The sequence below is a fragment of the Caldicellulosiruptor sp. DIB 104C genome (genome assembly GCF_028198085.1).
Classification (GTDB): domain Bacteria; phylum Bacillota; class Thermoanaerobacteria; order Caldicellulosiruptorales; family Caldicellulosiruptoraceae; genus Caldicellulosiruptor; species Caldicellulosiruptor saccharolyticus.
In genome coordinates this window covers 964,243-979,881 of the sequence record NZ_CP116337.1, presented here as the reverse complement: position 1 = coordinate 979,881, position 15,639 = coordinate 964,243, and the positions used below count along the sequence as shown (strand labels likewise).

Sequence of the window (15,639 nt, the reverse complement as noted above, 5' to 3'; positions counted from 1 at the left end):
CTTTTTTAAAATATTATATCACCAATAACATACTGCTCAAAAGCTTCCTTCACCTTGACCTTGTAAATTTCACCAACTCTAATTGACTCTGTCTTTGGAACAAGTGTACGAATGTAATTTCCCGAGTACCCTTCAAAATATCCTTCAAAGGTTGAGTTTTCTTCTATTAAAACATCCACTATTTTCCCTTCAAACTTTTTGTGAAAACCAAATGAAAGTTTTCTTGCTACACTTTTTAAAATCTCGCTTCTCTTTTCTTTCTCTGCGCTACTTACTTGATTTGGCATATTATATGCATTTGTACCTTTTTTTGGTGAAAACCTAAAAACATGGATTCTTGAAAATCCTATCTCCTTTACAAACTCTACAGTCCTTTCAAAATCCTCATCACTCTCCCCTGGAAAACCCACGATAATATCTGTTGTAAAAGCAACATCATCCCAATAACCTCTTACCATTTCTACAATTTGTCTGTACTCATCAGTTGTATAGTGCCTATTCATAAGTTTCAAAATCTTGTCACTTCCACTTTGAAGTGACAGATGCAAGTGATGACATAGCTTCTCTATCTTTACTAATCTTTTTATAAAATCTTCTTTCATAACAATTGGCTCAAGAGAACTCAACCTAATTCGTCTTACCTTTTCAATCTTGCTAATTTCTTCTATTACATCAAGAAGTGTAACCTTATAATCCAAATCTTTGCCATATGCTGAGATATTAATACCTGTAATTACAAACTCTTTGTACCCATTTGAAGCAAGTCTTTGTACCTCGTCTAAAATGGAACTTAAGCTTCTGCTCACAACAGAACCTCTTGCATATGGAATTATACAGTAAGAACAAAACTGTTCGCAACCTTCTTCTATTTTTATAAAAGCCCTCGTCCTCTCATTAAAGCTTGAAATTTTTAACTCTTCAAAAGTATCCCTTTTATATTCATTATTAACAGCTAAAATCTTCTTTTTCTGTTTTAAATATTCGGTTACATACTCGACAATCTTTTCTCTATCCCTTGTACCAACAATTATATCAACTCCCTCAATCTTTTGAACTTCTTGCGGGTAAACCTGCGGATAGCACCCCATTACAACAACTATACTATCTGGTGATGTCTTTTTGGCTCGTTTTATTGCCTGTCTTGACTTTCTGTCACTTACATTTGTAACTGTGCACGTGTTTATAACGTATATATCTGCTTCTTGGTCAAAGTCTACTATCTCATAACCCAATCTTTCAAAGGTTTCAGCAATAGCCTGTGTTTCGTATTGATTTACCTTGCACCCAAGTGTATAAAAAGCAATTTTCAACGTATAACATTCACCTCCATGTTTTAAGTTATATTATAATATTTAGCTTACAATAAATAAAGAGTCATAATTGCTTTTCAACCTTTTTTATGAAAATTAAAATGGATTGTTATTTTTTAATGAAAAAAGGGTATAGAAAATGTGTAAGAGGTTAATTGATTTAAGTTTTAAAAATATGTATGATAATAAATGTGAGTATTATTTTAGTTGTGAAGGGAGGAATTTAAAATGAAAACAGTAACAGTAAGACTAAACACAATTGATTCAGTTAAGAACTTTGTCAACATTGTTAGTAAGTATCCATTTGACATTGACCTAACATCTGGCAGGTATGTAGTTGATGCAAAGTCAATCATGGGCATATTCAGTCTTGACCTCAGCAAGCCTATTAAGGTAGAGATTCATTCAGACAACTGCGAAGACCTGTTAAAAGAACTTGAGCCGTTTATAGAAAAGTAAATAAATTTAGCGTGGCTAAAGCCCACGCTAAATTTATTTTTGAGAGGCTTTCTGCCTGAAAAACCTCTCTTTTAACTTGTCCCAAAAGGTTTTTCTCTGACATTCTTGAAGAGTCGCAATAGGAACTGAGTAGGTTTGATGGTCATATTTTATCTCAAGTTTCCCCACCTCTGTATACTTTTTAACTGGTGCTGATACCTTCTTTGAAATCACAACATTGAGACCTGGATACTGGTCCTTTGTCAAAACAAAAATATTTTGTTCTGTTATCCCCAATTTTACCCAATTCTCCTTTGAATCTTTTACTCTCAAATAACCAATCTCTCCTCTGGCAATTTTGAGAATTTTGTAATTTTGATATGCAAAATCAAGAATTTTTTTGGTATCATTCCACATATCAGGTGCGTTGAGCACAACACAAATAACCCTAAAATCATCTCGGCAAGCAGAGGTGACAAGGCACCTGCCAGCTCTTTTAGTAAACCCTGTCTTAACACCTTCTGCACCTTGATAAGATTTTAGCATCTTGTTTTTATTTTTTAAAACTCTACTATATGGCCTTGTTGTCCACCTTATTTCCTTTTGAGTTGTGCTTACAATCTCTCTAAATGTCTGATTTTTCATGGCATAAGCAGTAAGACGTGCTAAATCATGTGTAGTAGTGTAATGTTCTCCTTCTTCAAGTCCATGTGGGGAGGAAAACATAGTATTCTTAAGTCCAAGCTCTTTTGCTTTTTTGTTCATTAAATTAACAAACTTTTTAACATCTCCACAAACGCTAATTGCCAAAGCAGCCGCAGCGTCGTTGCCAGAGGCAAGCATAAGTCCATATAAAAGCTCAATTATTTTAAGCCTTTCACCTTTTTCTAAATAAATCGACGAGCCAGGAACACCAATAGCTTGAGCAGGAATTTCAATCTCCTTGTTGAGGTCACAATTTTCTATCGCCAGTATCGCTGTCATTATTTTAGTAGTACTTGCCATAGGGAGCTTTAAATCTTTGTTTTTCTCAAATAAAATTTTGCCTGTGGTCCATTCTATTGCTATTGCCGATTTTGCAGTGACTTGAATGTCACATTTCAAACCTGCATAGCATTCATTATAATAGCTTAAAATCCTTAAACTTACTATAACCAATAGAACAGAAAACTTGATTTTCTTGGACATATACAAAAACACCCCCTACACCTTATTTTGAGTTTTTAATGTAGGGGGTATGTATCCATCTTTTACTTCTGGTACAATCTTTTGTAATTATCTATCATGATATCTAAAGAATCACCTGACAGGCGGTCAATCAAGCTATTTGCTAATACATAAGCTACAGCAGCCCTCATTACAACACTTCCTGCTGGTACAGCGCAAGTATCTGATCTTTCAACTGCTGCTTCTTTTTTCTTTAAACCTTGTAAATCTACACTTCTGAGTGGCTTGTACAATGTCGGAATTGGCTTGAAAGCAGCCCTTATTACAATATCCATACCATTGGAAATTCCACCTTCAATACCACCTGCATTGTTTGTCTTTCTATAAAAGCCTTTTTGATCATCGTAAAAAATCTCATCATGCACTTCACTACCAAACCTTCTTGATACTTCAAATCCCATTCCAATTTCAACGCCTTTAACAGACTGGATGCTCATAACAGCCTGAGCAAGCAGTCCGTCAAGTTTCCTATCCCAGTGTACATGACTTCCAAGACCAAAAGGTACATTTTTACAAATTACCTCAGCAACACCACCAACACTATCTCCCGCTTCTTTTGCGCTATCTATTACCTGCTTCATATCATTTTCAGCTTCTTTGTCAATACAAAAAAGGTCAGAGTTTTCTGCCTCCTCGAATAAATTTACATCGTCAGTACTATACTCTTTTTTGATTCTGACCCCGCCTATTTCAACAACGTGATTGTAGAGTTTTATACCAAAAACATTCAAAAGCTCTTCACACAAAGCCCCTATTGCAACACGCATAGCAGTCTCACGCGCACTTGCCCTCTCCAGCACAGGTCTTGCATCATCAAATCCATATTTAAGACAGCCTGGCAAATCAGCATGCCCAGGACGTGGTACAGTAACCTTTTTAGTTATAGTGTCGCATAAAATTGGATCCATATACTTTTGCCAATTTACATAATCCCTGTTCTCAATCATTATTGTAATAGGCGCTCCTGTTGTATATGAGTTTCTCACACCCGACAAAATTATAGCTTTGTCTTTTTCTATTTCCATTCTCTTGCCTCTACCATAACCTCTTTGGCGAAGTTCTAAAAGCCTATTGATATTATCAATATTAATCTTTACATTTGCTGGAAATCCTTCAACAATTCCTACTAAGCATCTGCCGTGTGTTTCACCTGCGTCCAAGAATCTCATCTTTTCACCCCAAACAAAAAATAATTTCATTCACTTGCAAAAAAAGAAGTCGCAAAAAATATAATATAAATGAACATGTTTAAGTATATTAAAGAGATGAAGACAAAGCTTGTGAGTATACTTTGTGTCATTTTAATTGTATACATTATCCTCAGTATTTTCATTATGAGAAGTTCAAATCAGCATATATACGTGTACCATGAACCTTCGATGGTAAAATTAAGTTTTGGCGAGTCTAAATATTTCTCAATAATAGGAGTGCTTAAAGTAAGCCTTGAAAAAATAACAAAGGAGAAGTATTTTATAACCTATTCCCAGATTACGGGCAACCAAAGCTATTTTGGTCTGACACTTATTATCGAAGATTTAGCAAGAAAAAATATTGATAAATCAGCATTTGAATACATCTACATCGAAGATACAACTACAAAACAAAAATTCTACCCTATTCCGTACTATGAAATAGAAAACTTCCCTACAGATAGACCTCTCGGGTATAAAGTAAAATTCTATGCCAAATTTCTACCTCTACCTTACCAGACCTCATCTATAAATATCTATTTCAAATTTTCCGACAAACTTTTTGTATTAAAGAATGTAGACATAAGGTGAAAATATCAATAATCATTGAGTGCTAAGCTAATAAGATACCGGAGCTCTTCAAGATTACTGTTTATAGCATTCAATCTCTCTGGTGAGACAGAAGCACTTTTTATATATTCTTTTAGTCTATTTAAATCATCTTCAATATCTTCAATCTGAGCCAAAATAGAGAGATTGACAAATGAAGGCGACTCTGAAAATAGTCTGTCTTTTGTCACAATCTGCTCCGGACCTATTACGTAAAATTCGCCACGTGCAGGAATATGAACATCAAAACCAAAGTTTCTTTTAAGCTCCTGTGCAAATTCAACTTGTGATTCTTTCTCACCATGTACAATGAAGACTTGTTGGGGCTTGTTTTTCATACTATCAATCCACTTGATAAGTCCGTTTTTGTCAGCATGTCCTGAATATGCTTCGATATATTCTATCTTCGCTTTGACTTCAATTTCTTCACCGAAGATCTTGACCTTTTTCTGACCATCTAAAAGTTTTCTTCCAAGGGTATTTGGTGCTTGATAACCTACAAATAGGATGGTATTGTTTTCTTTCCAAAGGTTGTGTTTTAAATGATGTTTTACTCGCCCAGCTTCGCACATTCCGCTTGATGAGATTATTATACAGCTTCCTTCATAGTTATTTAGCATCTTTGACTCGTCAGCTGTACGGACAAATTTCAAATTCTTAGGTTCAAGTGGATAAATTCCCTTTTTTATAAACTCTGCAGCCTCTTCATCAAAGTAGTCTATGTGTTTTTTGTACACACTACTTGCTGAGGTAGCCAATGGACTGTCAACAAATATATCAATACTTTGAATAAGCTTTGCCTCATCAGAACCTGTAGTAAGTTCCTTTGCTATCTCATATAAGATCTCTTGAGTTCTTCCCACTGCAAACGAAGGAATTATAACCTTACCACCATTTGAAATGGTATCACAAATTATTCTTATTAGCCTTTTAGACTTATTTTCCACATCTTCATGCAGTCGATCACCGTAGGTGCTTTCAATAAAAAGATAATCACAGCCATCTATTGTTGATGGGTCTTTTAAAATGGGAACGTTTCTATTCCCTAAATCGCCCGAAAACACTAACTTGTACTCTTTTTCATCTTCAGTTATATAAAGCTCAACTATTGCTGAACCAAGCATATGACCTGCATCTTTCAATACAAATCGAAGATTGCTATCTATCTCAACTACCTGTTCATATTTCACACCACTGAAAAGCTCTAAACACGCATAGGCATCGTCAATAGTGTAAAGGGGTTTTAGCTCCTCTCTGCCTTCTCTCTTTCTCTTTTTATTCTTCCACTCTACATCACTTTCTTGAATATGCGCACTGTCTGGAAGCATAATGGAACATAAATCAACAGTTGCATCAGTTGTATAAATTATCCCTCTAAACCCATCTTTGTAAAGTTTAGGAATTCTCCCGCTGTGGTCAATGTGAGCATGAGATAAAATCATAAAGTCAATCTCTGATGGATTGAATGGAAATACCTCAAAATTTAGCTCATCCTCTGCATGCCCACCTTGAAACATTCCACAGTCAATTAAAAATTTTTTATCATTGAATTCAAAATAGTAACATGAACCTGTCACAGTTTGAGCAGCACCTAAAAAGGTTACTTTCAAAATCCTCTCTCCTCTCAATTAATCTCTATTTCCCCATATTGAGGTACTATTTCAAACCATGTGTTACCCTTCAGAAGCTTAATCTCTTTGCCATCATTATCTTTCATTGTAAATGAGTTTTTTATATCAAATGTATAAGTTATTGGAATAGTTTTTCCTTCTTGAAGTAAGTATCCTTTCCCTTTAGAAAAATCTACTTCTTGTCGTCCTTTGTCGTCATTCTTTATTGTATCATATTTAGCAACTAATATTATCAAATTTTTTGCAAAAAGCTCAACACCTGTTTCCTTGTCAATATGTGGCTTTTCTTTCACAAACCTTTTATAAGCCTTCTTTACAGGGTCATACTCGTACTTAACATAATACCAACCAGAAAATCGAATTTTAACTTTTGAGTTTCCTGAAGTATACTTATTGACTACACTGTCTGTTAAAGGATAAAACTTATAACCTTGCTGTTTTTTGTACCCTTTTTTATCAAAGTACTTTACTAGACTTTCCATTGTTGAATACAAATTATGTGGTGCCTTTCTATCAGATGTTCTATAAAAAATTCCTCCACCTGTGTAAATTGCGTCAATATGAGGGATATAACCTTGTTTAAAGAGCCTATAGGCTTGAGGACTTCCTCCACAGTGAATATAATATGCATTCAGTGACTTTGCTATCTGCATAAAGTAAGGTCTTGCACTTCTGATTGGCCCCACTTTTTTTGGATATGTATGGTGGTAGATTGCCATTATACGTGTTGCTCCACCTTCTATTAGCGCTTCATAAAGATATTCTGCTTGATTTAAAGAAGATTGAGGGATTGCGCCAGGTTCATTGTTTATCATCACCGCAATTACCTGGTGCTCGTCCTTTTGATATATAACCTCACCTGTGAGCTTACATATGTAATTATCTGAACTAAAACTTGTTACATTATTATGTTCTTCTTTTTCAGTCTGCTTCACTTTATTGATTTCAGAATCGCTGTGAGCACAAACCTTTTTCTTTCCGCAACCTGCTAACAACGATATAAGCAAAATTATCACACTTGCAATTATACAAATATTAAATACCAATCTTTTTAAGAAAATCCTTTTCATGGTTGTCCCTCTCTCATTTAATCTTGAATATTAAAAGTGTCACAAGCACACCAATTATTGCTCCTACAACTGTTTCCCAAATTGTATGAATCTTTGCTTCCAATCTGCTCTCCAAGACCAAAAGTGCCATAAAAACTGCCAAAGAAACAATTATCAGATTATTTGTAAGCATAATAATGGCAGTTGCTGCTGCAAAGGCTAAAGCTGTGTGACCGCTTGGCATTCCGCCTTGCATAAATTTTGTCCTCTTGTTGACAGCTTTTACGACAACTATTACCATTGCCACAATTATAAGCGACAAAAAAACTACGTGAAAAGAAATTCCTCTAATATGCTTTAAGGTAATCTCTAAGGGTAGTTTCATTTTGTCATAAAATAGAAAGTATCCAATTGTCAAGGCTAAAAGAGCAGTCACTAAAACAGCACCTGCTGCTACATCTTTTGCAATCTTTGCTTTGGGTTCAAAATCTTTGGCCATAAGGTCAATAGTATTTTCTATCGCCGTGTTTATAAGTTCTGCAGTTATAACAAATCCAATACAAATCAAAATTATTACTGTTTCAATTTTGTTTAGCTTAAATACTATCGTAAAAAACAATACTAAAAAGGCTATTAAAAAATGTATCTTCATATTCCTTTGTGACTTGAACGCAATAATTATCCCATTTATTGCATTGTCAAAACTTTCAAGAAGTGTTCTTTTTCTTTTCATCTTGTCAACCCCATACCCTCTAAAACCATTTCTTCATATTTCCTCATAAGCCTTCTATCATCTTCTTCTATGTGGTCAAAGCCCAATAAGTGCAATACCGAGTGGACAGTCAAATACGCAATCTCTCTTTCAACAGAGTGTCCAAACTCTTTTGCTTGTTCATAAGCCTTTTCAATTGAGATTACAATATCTCCAAGTGGAATTTCCTCTTCTACAATTGCTATATCTTCCTGAAGCTCTCCATTTTTAAACTCAAAAATAGGGAATGATAACACATCAGTTTCTCTGTCTATACTCCTATAGTGTTTGTTTAGCTCTTTTATAAATTGATTATCAACAATCATTACACTAATTTCATAGTTTTCGTCATCCATAAAAATCTTCAATGTATTCAATACCGAATTTTCTATTATCCTGGAAATGCTCTCATCTATTTGATATTTATCCTGCTGATTTTGAATGATAATTTTCACTTCTGCTTACCACCTCTTCCATTTTATTTGTAGTGTCATCAACTAAATTATAACTGACTCTTTTATGGAAAACACCCGTCAACACCTTAATAAAGCTATCACAAATAGTTTCTAATTCTTTAAATGTCAAATTGCTTGAATTTAACTGGCCGTCCATAAGTTTTTCATAAATTATCCCTCTTATAGTACTTTCAATCAGCTGTGGTGTTGGCGATGATAGTGCTCTTACCGCCGCCTCAACAGAGTCTGCAAGCATAACTATTGCTGCTTCTTTGCTCTGGGGGACAGGACCTTCATACCTAAACTTTTGTTCACTAACTTGCTGATTTTGTGTCAAAGCCTTGCCATAGAAAAAAGCCACCTTTGTAGTTCCATGGTGCTGCCTTATAATATCCAACACCTGCTTAGGCAATTTATATTCCTTGCCAATTTCAACACCATCTTTTGTGTGAGATGTTATAATAAGTGCAGAAAGTGTTGGTGATATTTTGTTGTGAGGGTCTTCCTCTACAATTTGATTTTCTTTAAAATAAAATGGTCTTTTCAATTTTCCAATATCATGGTAATAAGCACCTATTCGTGCTAAGAGGTAATTTCCACCAACAGCTTCACAAGCAACTTCTGACAAATTTCCCACAATTAAACTGTGATGATACGTACCAGGAGCTTCTAATAGTAACCTTTTTAACAATGGATGGTTAGGGTTTGAAAGTTCCATAAGTCTAATTGGTGTTGCATAGTCAAAGATATATTCCCATATAGGGAGAGTACCATACGCGAGCACAAATGAAAGCGCTGTCCCAACAAAGGAGTTTATTGAATTATATAAAATCATTTCCCCATCAGTTTGATAGACAAGTTCAATTGCCAAAACAAAAAGGGCTGAGATTAAGCTTGATAAAAAACCATGACTTATAAACTGAATTCTACTTTGAATCTTGTGCGAAACAATTGAACTTAGACTCCCACCTATAAAAAGATAAAGAGCAAAATCAAAATTTTTGTCTCCTACAATTAACAATGTAATAATCGATACAACAATGTTGAATACAATTGCAATCCTTACATCGATCAAGAGAGAAATTAAAACAATCCCCATAAAGCCTGGGATTGCAAATGCGGGGATTGGAATAAGAAATTTTACCAAAAGTAAGTTTAAAATCAAAACTGTACTTACTGCTATCATATCATTGCAGCTGTTTATAAATTCTCTTTCAAAAAGATAAAAATACACACTCAAAAATAGAACTAAAATTAGAAGAAGTAATAATATTCCTATAAAATCTCTGGTTATTTGTACGTTATTATGATAATTTGTGCTAATTTTTAAAAATGTAAAAATTTTGCCATACAGAAAATCTTGACTTTTTCTATTCGACGTTAATATCAATATCATGGAAACAATAAAAAAAGAGCTAAGTGACACCATGCGACAAAGATAAATCTTTCTTCTGCTATGCCATTTCTGGGAGTTTTGTAACATCTTAAGCCTTTTGTTTCTCCTTTCGTTTTTCTTCATACCTATTGTATGCATTTATAATCTTCTGAACAAGTTGATGTCTCACAACATCTTGATATGTCAAAAACACAAATTCAATTCCCTCAATGTCTCTTAATATCTTTGTCACCTGAACAAGCCCAGACTCAACACCACTTGGCAGGTCAATCTGGGTTATATCGCCAGTTATGACCGCTTTTGAGCCAAATCCAAGACGTGTCAAAAACATCTTCATCTGCTCAGAGGTTGTGTTTTGGGCCTCATCTAAAATAATAAAAGCATCGTCCAAGGTTCTACCGCGCATATATGCAAGCGGAGCAACCTCTATAATTCCTCTTTCCATATACCTCTGATAGGCTTCTGTGCCAATCAAATCATGAAGTGCATCATAAATTGGTCGCAAATAAGGGTCAACCTTTGTTTGCAAATCGCCTGGTAAAAATCCTAACTTTTCGCCTGCTTCAACCGCTGGCCTTGTTAGGATGATCTTGCTTATCTCTTTCTTTTTAAGATAATAAACAGCCATGGCCATAGCTAAATATGTCTTTCCTGTTCCTGCAGGTCCAATTCCAAACACAATTGTGTTGTTCATTATAGCATCAATATATCTTTTTTGCCCTAATGTTTTGGGCTTTACTTGTTTTCCTCGGTGTGTGATAAATATAACCTCATCTTCTAATTTTCTTATTTCTTCATCTTCTAATGTCTCAATAACATACCTTATTGTGTGCTCATCAATGTCCATTTTTTTCTTTTCCATATCATGTAAAATCTTTATTGTCTTCTCTGCCCTTTTGATATTTTCTGGACTGTTTCCGATAATCTTTATTGCGTTGTCGCGAAAAACTATACTTACATTTAAAAGCTCTTCTAATGTTTTGACTTTAGAATCAAACTCACCAAAGATATTCCAAAAATCCTTTGTGTCCTCAATACTGACAGTTGAGATTAATCTTTCTTCCAACAAACTTACCCTCCTACGTTTCTTATTTTTTCAAAGTAATATCTTCTAAACACTCATAATCTCTTATACATTTTATTTCCTTTATTTCACTTTTCACTTTTTTAATCTTAAAATATGTCTTCACTTTAACAATACTCTGAATTTTTTTACCCAAAGTAATCTTTTTAAAATTATCATTACACCTTTTTATTAACTCCCTTTTTATCTCCTCCAAATTAATTGTATGTTTTTTTAACTCATACCTTTTTATTTCATATATACCTACTCGAATTGGAACAATAAAAAGTTTATACTCTCTTATTTTAATTTTATCACATTTCTCGTTATTAGTAACTACAATTTTTGGCATAAACTCATGTTTACCAATTACAATAAATGGAACCTTTTTTTGTGACGTATAGACCTTTTGATATGCAGGCAAAGAAAAGTCTTGAGATACTGAATAAAAAGTTGTTGCAACTATCTCTGCTATTGCATCTTCATAGTATTCATTCCCATCTTTTGTAACAACCCTGTTATCAATAAGAAGTTGTCCTGCGATTACTGTATCGCCTTCCTTGACAAGAGCATTCCCTGACTTTAGTATCAATTTTTGTATAACTCCACTACTTTTTGCAAAAATTTTACCCCATTTGTTTTTTAAATCTCCTTCTTCTTTTTTTACATACTCTACTATCAACAGTCCACCTTCTTTTTTAACTTTTACCCACATTAGCTCTTCCAAATCTGCAAGAAGCTTCTTTGAAAGCTTTTCTTGGTCAATCTTCATCTTTAAAGTAAATGGCTTTATATTGTAGTTTTTTAGTGTTTGTACTATTTTATCATCTATTAATTTATTAGAGTCCTGAGATTTTATCTTTACATCAAATATAAAAAGGCTGAACAAAAAGAGTAATAAGATACAAAACAAAATAGAAATAAGCTTGAAAGTAGTTATCTCTCTTATCAAAAAATAAATTCCTCTTTTTTCTAAGATGTGAATTCTTGAATTTGTTCTCTTGACAATATTTACTACTTTCTTGAAATCGGCTAAATACACTACAATAACCAATGAATTCTGTCCTTTTTCCCTAATATCCAGCAAAACTTTATTGAATACAAGCATGTTTAAAAACTTGTTTAGATTCTCACCTTCTACTTTTAAGATTAGCTGATTTGCAAACATCCTACTTTTCCTTCTCCTCATTTAAGCTTATATACTCAATTGATCTTATTCTTCCACTAATCACCATTACCTCTTCATCCATTTTTTTGATTAGAAGACCACTTCCCTTAATATAAAGCGGATGCCTTACCGTATTTATCTTAACTAAACCTTCTTCATACAATATAAGTCCTTTGTGATTCTCTACTACTACCTCATCTTCTCCAATAAGTGTAATTCTCGGCTCATTTGTGATTATCTCTCTTGGAACTTGAGAGGCTTGTGTTACCTCTTTTAAGGTCTTTGACTTCTTCATCGACAAACCAGTTTCACTTGAAAATAAACATCTTCACCTTTATTTTATTTATACTCATATCTTTTTATAACAAAAAAGTGGTCCCCTTTTCTCAAAGAGAACCACTTTTTCACGCTTTTTTCACATTTTTGACAAATGCTTTTTTACAATTTCACTAACAACCTTACCTTCTGCCCTGCCACTCACTTTATGCATTACCTCTTGCATAACCTTACCCATATCCTTCATCCCAGAAGGTTTTACTCTTTCTATCACATCAAGCACTATCTTTTCTAACTCTTCCTGGCTGAGCATAGGCGGAAGATAAGATTGCAATATCTCAATTTCTCTATTTAGATCATCAATCAAGTCTTGTCTTCCGCTTTTTATATATTCAGGCAAGCTGTCTTTTCTTTTTTTAATTTCTTTTGCAATGACATTCAACACACCATTGTCGTCAAGCACAACTTTGTTATCTTTTTCAAACTGCAATATTGCAGCTCTTACCATACCAACTACATTTTTTCTCACGACGTCCTTGTCTTTCATAGCAGACTTATAATCTTCCAATAGCTTTTCTTTAAGGCTCAATTACAACGCCTCCTAAATTATCTGCGTTTTCTCCTGCGTGCCGCTTCTGATTTCTTTTTTCTCCTTACGCTTGGGCTTTCATAGTGCTCTCTTTTCCTGAGCTCTGCTAATACCCCAGCCTCTGCACATTTCTTTTTAAATCTCCTGAGGGCACTATCGAGTGATTCATTTTCACCCACTCTTACTTCTGACATCAATTTCCCTCCCCTCAAACCAGGCTCTAAAACATAACCTTGGGATTATGGTATTATTATAACTCAGCTATTTGAGGTGTGTCAAATAATTTTAAATATTACATATCTTCTTCCAATAAGGTCTTGAACAAATTGAAAAGTTCTTTGTTCTTCTTCTCAAGATTTATAGGTCGAAAGTTTTTGTCAACAAAGGCATGTTCAGTATATCCTATTGCACACACAACATGGTCTTTCACAACTTCATAATAGAATTTTATTCGCACAGGCGTCAAATTATTAACCCTTGCGCTAACCTTCACTCTTTCTTCATAAAAACAAGGTTTTTTGAACTCGCACCCGCAGCTTATTAAAGGCAAATATACACCTAAGTTATTTTCAATCTCGGAATATGAAATGCCTACCTTTTTTATAAGCTCGGTTCTTGCAACCTCAAACCATACAAAATAGTTCGAGTGATGGACAATCCCCATTTTGTCTGTTTCGGCATACCTTACAACAAGGTCTGTCTCTATCATCTTCTATTACCCCAATAATTAATTTTTAAGTTCTCCACTAAAGACAAGTCCTTTTTGTGCATCCATCGTAACAACAATACCATTTTTAAGTATCTCTAAAGCGTTTTTAGCATCGGTTATAACAGGAATATCCAAAGCTGCCCCAACAATTACTGCATGAGAATTTTGCCCGCCTTCTTCTGTTATTATTCCAGCTGCTCTTTTCATATAAGGAATAAACTCATTGGTTGTTTGTGTTGTAACAATGATGTCACCGTCTTCAAAGTTTTGCTTTAGCTCATTAAGATTTTTTGCAACACATACTCTTGCTGTCACCTTTCCACTTCCCCAGCCTCTTCCTTCAACAAGCACATGACCGACAACATGAACTTTGAGAATATTTGTAGTGCCACTTACACCAACTGGCACACCTGCTGTTATTACAACCAAATCACCATTTTTAACAATCTTTGATTTAACAGCAATCTCCACCGAATGGTCAAAGATATCATCTGTAGAGTCTTTATACTCTGCCAAAAAAGGATAAACACCCCATGAAAGATTGAGCTGTCTTCTTACCTTCTCGCACGGTGTTGTTGCTATAATTGGGCAGGCAGGTCTGAATTTTGACACCATTCTTGCTGTGTTGCCTGACTTTGTCACAGTGATGATTGCCTTTGCTCCAAGATCATGCGCAGTTGTACAGGTAGCATGAGATATGGCATTTGTAACATTTACTGGCATGTCAAATACTTGGGATTGGAATCTTTTGATATAGTCTATTTGACTTTCTACCCTTTCGGCAATCTTTGCCATTGTAGCAACACTTTCAACAGGATACTTGCCCATAGCTGTCTCGCCAGAGAGCATTATCGCAGATGTTCCATCAAAAATTGCATTTGCAATATCGCTGACTTCTGCTCTTGTTGGGCGTGGGTTTCTTATCATTGACTCTAACATTTGGGTTGCAGTTATTACTGGCTTTCCTGCTTTATAACATTTTTCAATGAGCATCTTTTGCACAAGCGGCACTTCCTCAAATGGAAGTTCAACTCCCAAATCCCCTCTTGCAACCATGATTCCATCAGCAACTCTTATTATTTCATCACAGTTTGCAACACCTTCTTGAGTTTCTATCTTTGCTATTATCAAAAGGTCTTTGCCATTGTGTTTATTTAAAAATTCTCTTATTTCAACTACATCACTTGCTTTTCTTATAAAAGAAGCTGCCACAAAGTCAACATCGTTTTCAATTCCAAAGAGGATATCTTCCTTGTCTTTTTGGGTCAGTGCAGGTAGTCTTATTGGTATTCCTGGTACGTTTACTCCCTTTTGATTTGTCAAAATACCACCATTTTTTACCTTGCAGATTATATTTTTGTCTGTCTTGTCTTCAACAACAAGCTCAATTAATCCATCGTCAATTAATATTTTATCACCCGGCTTAACATCTTTAACAAGTTCTTTGTAAGTTATGCTCACAATCTCTTCATTTCCTAATATTTCTTCGGTTGTGAGTGTGAATCTCTGTCCTTCTTTTAGCTCAACCTTACCGTCTTTGAAAAAACCAATCCTAATCTCTGGACCTTTTGTATCAAGCAGAATTGGAATTGGCTTATCAAGCTCTTCTCGTATCTTTTTTATCATATCAATCTTCTTTTTATGTTCTTCGTGGGTGCCATGTGAAAAATTAAGCCTTGCAACATCCATTCCATTTTCAATGAGCTTTCTTATAATCTCTTCTGAATCGGTTGCCGGCCCTAATGTACATATTATCTTTGTCTTTCTCAACTTTAAAA

The 15,639-nt window shown here is 34.6% G+C and carries 17 protein-coding genes; 2 read left to right on the top strand and 15 right to left on the bottom strand.

Annotated features, from left to right (window positions below; all coding sequences use genetic code 11):
- Positions 1-5: 5 nt before the first annotated feature.
- A complete protein-coding gene (mtaB, locus tag PGC14_RS04840; RefSeq protein WP_271629679.1) occupies positions 6-1,310 on the bottom strand; it encodes a tRNA (N(6)-L-threonylcarbamoyladenosine(37)-C(2))-methylthiotransferase MtaB in 1,305 nt (434 codons plus the stop codon).
- Positions 1,311-1,538: 228 nt separating this feature from the next.
- Between mtaB and PGC14_RS04835 the strand changes: the two genes are divergently transcribed.
- Positions 1,539-1,769 carry an HPr family phosphocarrier protein gene (locus PGC14_RS04835; protein ID WP_011917365.1) on the top strand — a complete coding sequence of 77 codons (231 nt, stop codon included), beginning with the start codon at positions 1,539-1,541 and terminating at the stop codon, positions 1,767-1,769.
- 33 nt (positions 1,770-1,802) lie between these two features.
- Here PGC14_RS04835 and PGC14_RS04830 read toward each other — a convergent pair whose 3' ends face one another.
- Together PGC14_RS04830 and aroC are read right to left on the bottom strand one after the other, a co-directional pair.
- Positions 1,803-2,936 (bottom strand): D-alanyl-D-alanine carboxypeptidase family protein, encoded by a 1,134-nt coding sequence (locus tag PGC14_RS04830; RefSeq protein ID WP_271629678.1) that lies wholly within the window; start codon positions 2,934-2,936, stop codon positions 1,803-1,805.
- 62 nt (positions 2,937-2,998) lie between these two features.
- Complete coding sequence (gene aroC, locus PGC14_RS04825) at positions 2,999-4,144, bottom strand: chorismate synthase (RefSeq protein WP_039767778.1); 1,146 nt, start codon at positions 4,142-4,144, stop codon at positions 2,999-3,001.
- Between the two features lie 69 nt (positions 4,145-4,213).
- Between aroC and PGC14_RS04820 the strand changes: the two genes are divergently transcribed.
- Positions 4,214-4,756, top strand: a complete 543-nt coding sequence (locus tag PGC14_RS04820; RefSeq protein WP_237738282.1) for a hypothetical protein — start codon at positions 4,214-4,216, stop codon at positions 4,754-4,756.
- A gap of 5 nt (positions 4,757-4,761) precedes the next feature.
- Here the strand turns inward: PGC14_RS04820 and PGC14_RS04815 are convergent, their stop codons facing one another.
- The 12 genes from PGC14_RS04815 to pyk all read right to left on the bottom strand — a co-directional run bounded on the left by PGC14_RS04815 (position 4,762) and on the right by pyk (position 15,631).
- Positions 4,762-6,384, bottom strand: coding sequence for an MBL fold metallo-hydrolase RNA specificity domain-containing protein (locus PGC14_RS04815; RefSeq protein ID WP_039767688.1), 1,623 nt, complete (start codon positions 6,382-6,384; stop codon positions 4,762-4,764).
- A gap of 14 nt (positions 6,385-6,398) precedes the next feature.
- The gene (locus tag PGC14_RS04810; RefSeq protein WP_271629677.1) at positions 6,399-7,475 is read right to left on the bottom strand and encodes a DUF3048 domain-containing protein; all 1,077 of its coding nucleotides are present in this window, start codon (positions 7,473-7,475) and stop codon (positions 6,399-6,401) included.
- A gap of 13 nt (positions 7,476-7,488) precedes the next feature.
- Positions 7,489-8,187, bottom strand: a complete 699-nt coding sequence (locus PGC14_RS04805; protein WP_039767684.1) for a diacylglycerol kinase — start codon at positions 8,185-8,187, stop codon at positions 7,489-7,491.
- Positions 8,184-8,660 (bottom strand): rRNA maturation RNase YbeY, encoded by a 477-nt coding sequence (ybeY, locus tag PGC14_RS04800; RefSeq protein WP_271629676.1) that lies wholly within the window; start codon positions 8,658-8,660, stop codon positions 8,184-8,186. Before ybeY ends, PGC14_RS04805 begins: the two co-directional genes overlap by 4 nt.
- A complete protein-coding gene (locus PGC14_RS04795) occupies positions 8,629-10,143 on the bottom strand; it encodes an HDIG domain-containing metalloprotein (RefSeq protein ID WP_307742507.1) in 1,515 nt (504 codons plus the stop codon). Before PGC14_RS04795 ends, ybeY begins: the two co-directional genes overlap by 32 nt.
- A gap of 1 nt (position 10,144) precedes the next feature.
- Positions 10,145-11,122 carry a PhoH family protein gene (locus tag PGC14_RS04790; RefSeq protein WP_271629674.1) on the bottom strand — a complete coding sequence of 326 codons (978 nt, stop codon included), beginning with the start codon at positions 11,120-11,122 and terminating at the stop codon, positions 10,145-10,147.
- 22 nt (positions 11,123-11,144) lie between these two features.
- A complete protein-coding gene (locus PGC14_RS04785) occupies positions 11,145-12,287 on the bottom strand; it encodes a sporulation protein YqfD (protein WP_271629673.1) in 1,143 nt (380 codons plus the stop codon).
- A 1-nt stretch (position 12,288) separates the two neighbouring features.
- Positions 12,289-12,582 carry a YabP/YqfC family sporulation protein gene (locus PGC14_RS04780; RefSeq protein WP_271629672.1) on the bottom strand — a complete coding sequence of 98 codons (294 nt, stop codon included), beginning with the start codon at positions 12,580-12,582 and terminating at the stop codon, positions 12,289-12,291.
- A 120-nt stretch (positions 12,583-12,702) separates the two neighbouring features.
- A complete protein-coding gene (locus PGC14_RS04775) occupies positions 12,703-13,152 on the bottom strand; it encodes a GatB/YqeY domain-containing protein (RefSeq protein ID WP_039767677.1) in 450 nt (149 codons plus the stop codon).
- A gap of 17 nt (positions 13,153-13,169) precedes the next feature.
- Entirely contained in the window at positions 13,170-13,346 is a 177-nt protein-coding gene (rpsU, locus tag PGC14_RS04770; RefSeq protein WP_011917352.1) for a 30S ribosomal protein S21, read from the bottom strand.
- Between the two features lie 98 nt (positions 13,347-13,444).
- Positions 13,445-13,861 carry an acyl-CoA thioesterase gene (locus PGC14_RS04765; RefSeq protein WP_271629671.1) on the bottom strand — a complete coding sequence of 139 codons (417 nt, stop codon included), beginning with the start codon at positions 13,859-13,861 and terminating at the stop codon, positions 13,445-13,447.
- Between the two features lie 18 nt (positions 13,862-13,879).
- The gene (gene pyk, locus PGC14_RS04760) at positions 13,880-15,631 is read right to left on the bottom strand and encodes a pyruvate kinase (protein WP_039767668.1); all 1,752 of its coding nucleotides are present in this window, start codon (positions 15,629-15,631) and stop codon (positions 13,880-13,882) included.
- Between the last annotated feature and the right edge of the window lie 8 nt (positions 15,632-15,639).

Bases quoted from the DNA above. Each gene is read 5' to 3' on its own strand.
- PGC14_RS04820 (WP_237738282.1), top strand. From the start codon at position 4,214: ATGAACATGTTTAAGTATATTAAAGAGATGAAGACAAAGCTTGTGAGT.
- PGC14_RS04765 (WP_271629671.1), bottom strand. From the start codon at position 13,861: ATGATAGAGACAGACCTTGTTGTAAGGTATGCCGAAACAGACAAAATG.
- PGC14_RS04795 (WP_307742507.1), bottom strand. From the start codon at position 10,143: ATGTTACAAAACTCCCAGAAATGGCATAGCAGAAGAAAGATTTATCTT.
- PGC14_RS04810 (WP_271629677.1), bottom strand. From the start codon at position 7,475: ATGAAAAGGATTTTCTTAAAAAGATTGGTATTTAATATTTGTATAATT.
- PGC14_RS04780 (WP_271629672.1), bottom strand. From the start codon at position 12,582: ATGAAGAAGTCAAAGACCTTAAAAGAGGTAACACAAGCCTCTCAAGTT.
- PGC14_RS04785 (WP_271629673.1), bottom strand. From the start codon at position 12,287: ATGTTTGCAAATCAGCTAATCTTAAAAGTAGAAGGTGAGAATCTAAAC.
- aroC (WP_039767778.1), bottom strand. From the start codon at position 4,144: ATGAGATTCTTGGACGCAGGTGAAACACACGGCAGATGCTTAGTAGGA.
- PGC14_RS04835 (WP_011917365.1), top strand. From the start codon at position 1,539: ATGAAAACAGTAACAGTAAGACTAAACACAATTGATTCAGTTAAGAAC.
- PGC14_RS04805 (WP_039767684.1), bottom strand. From the start codon at position 8,187: ATGAAAAGAAAAAGAACACTTCTTGAAAGTTTTGACAATGCAATAAAT.
- PGC14_RS04830 (WP_271629678.1), bottom strand. From the start codon at position 2,936: ATGTCCAAGAAAATCAAGTTTTCTGTTCTATTGGTTATAGTAAGTTTA.
- rpsU (WP_011917352.1), bottom strand. From the start codon at position 13,346: ATGTCAGAAGTAAGAGTGGGTGAAAATGAATCACTCGATAGTGCCCTC.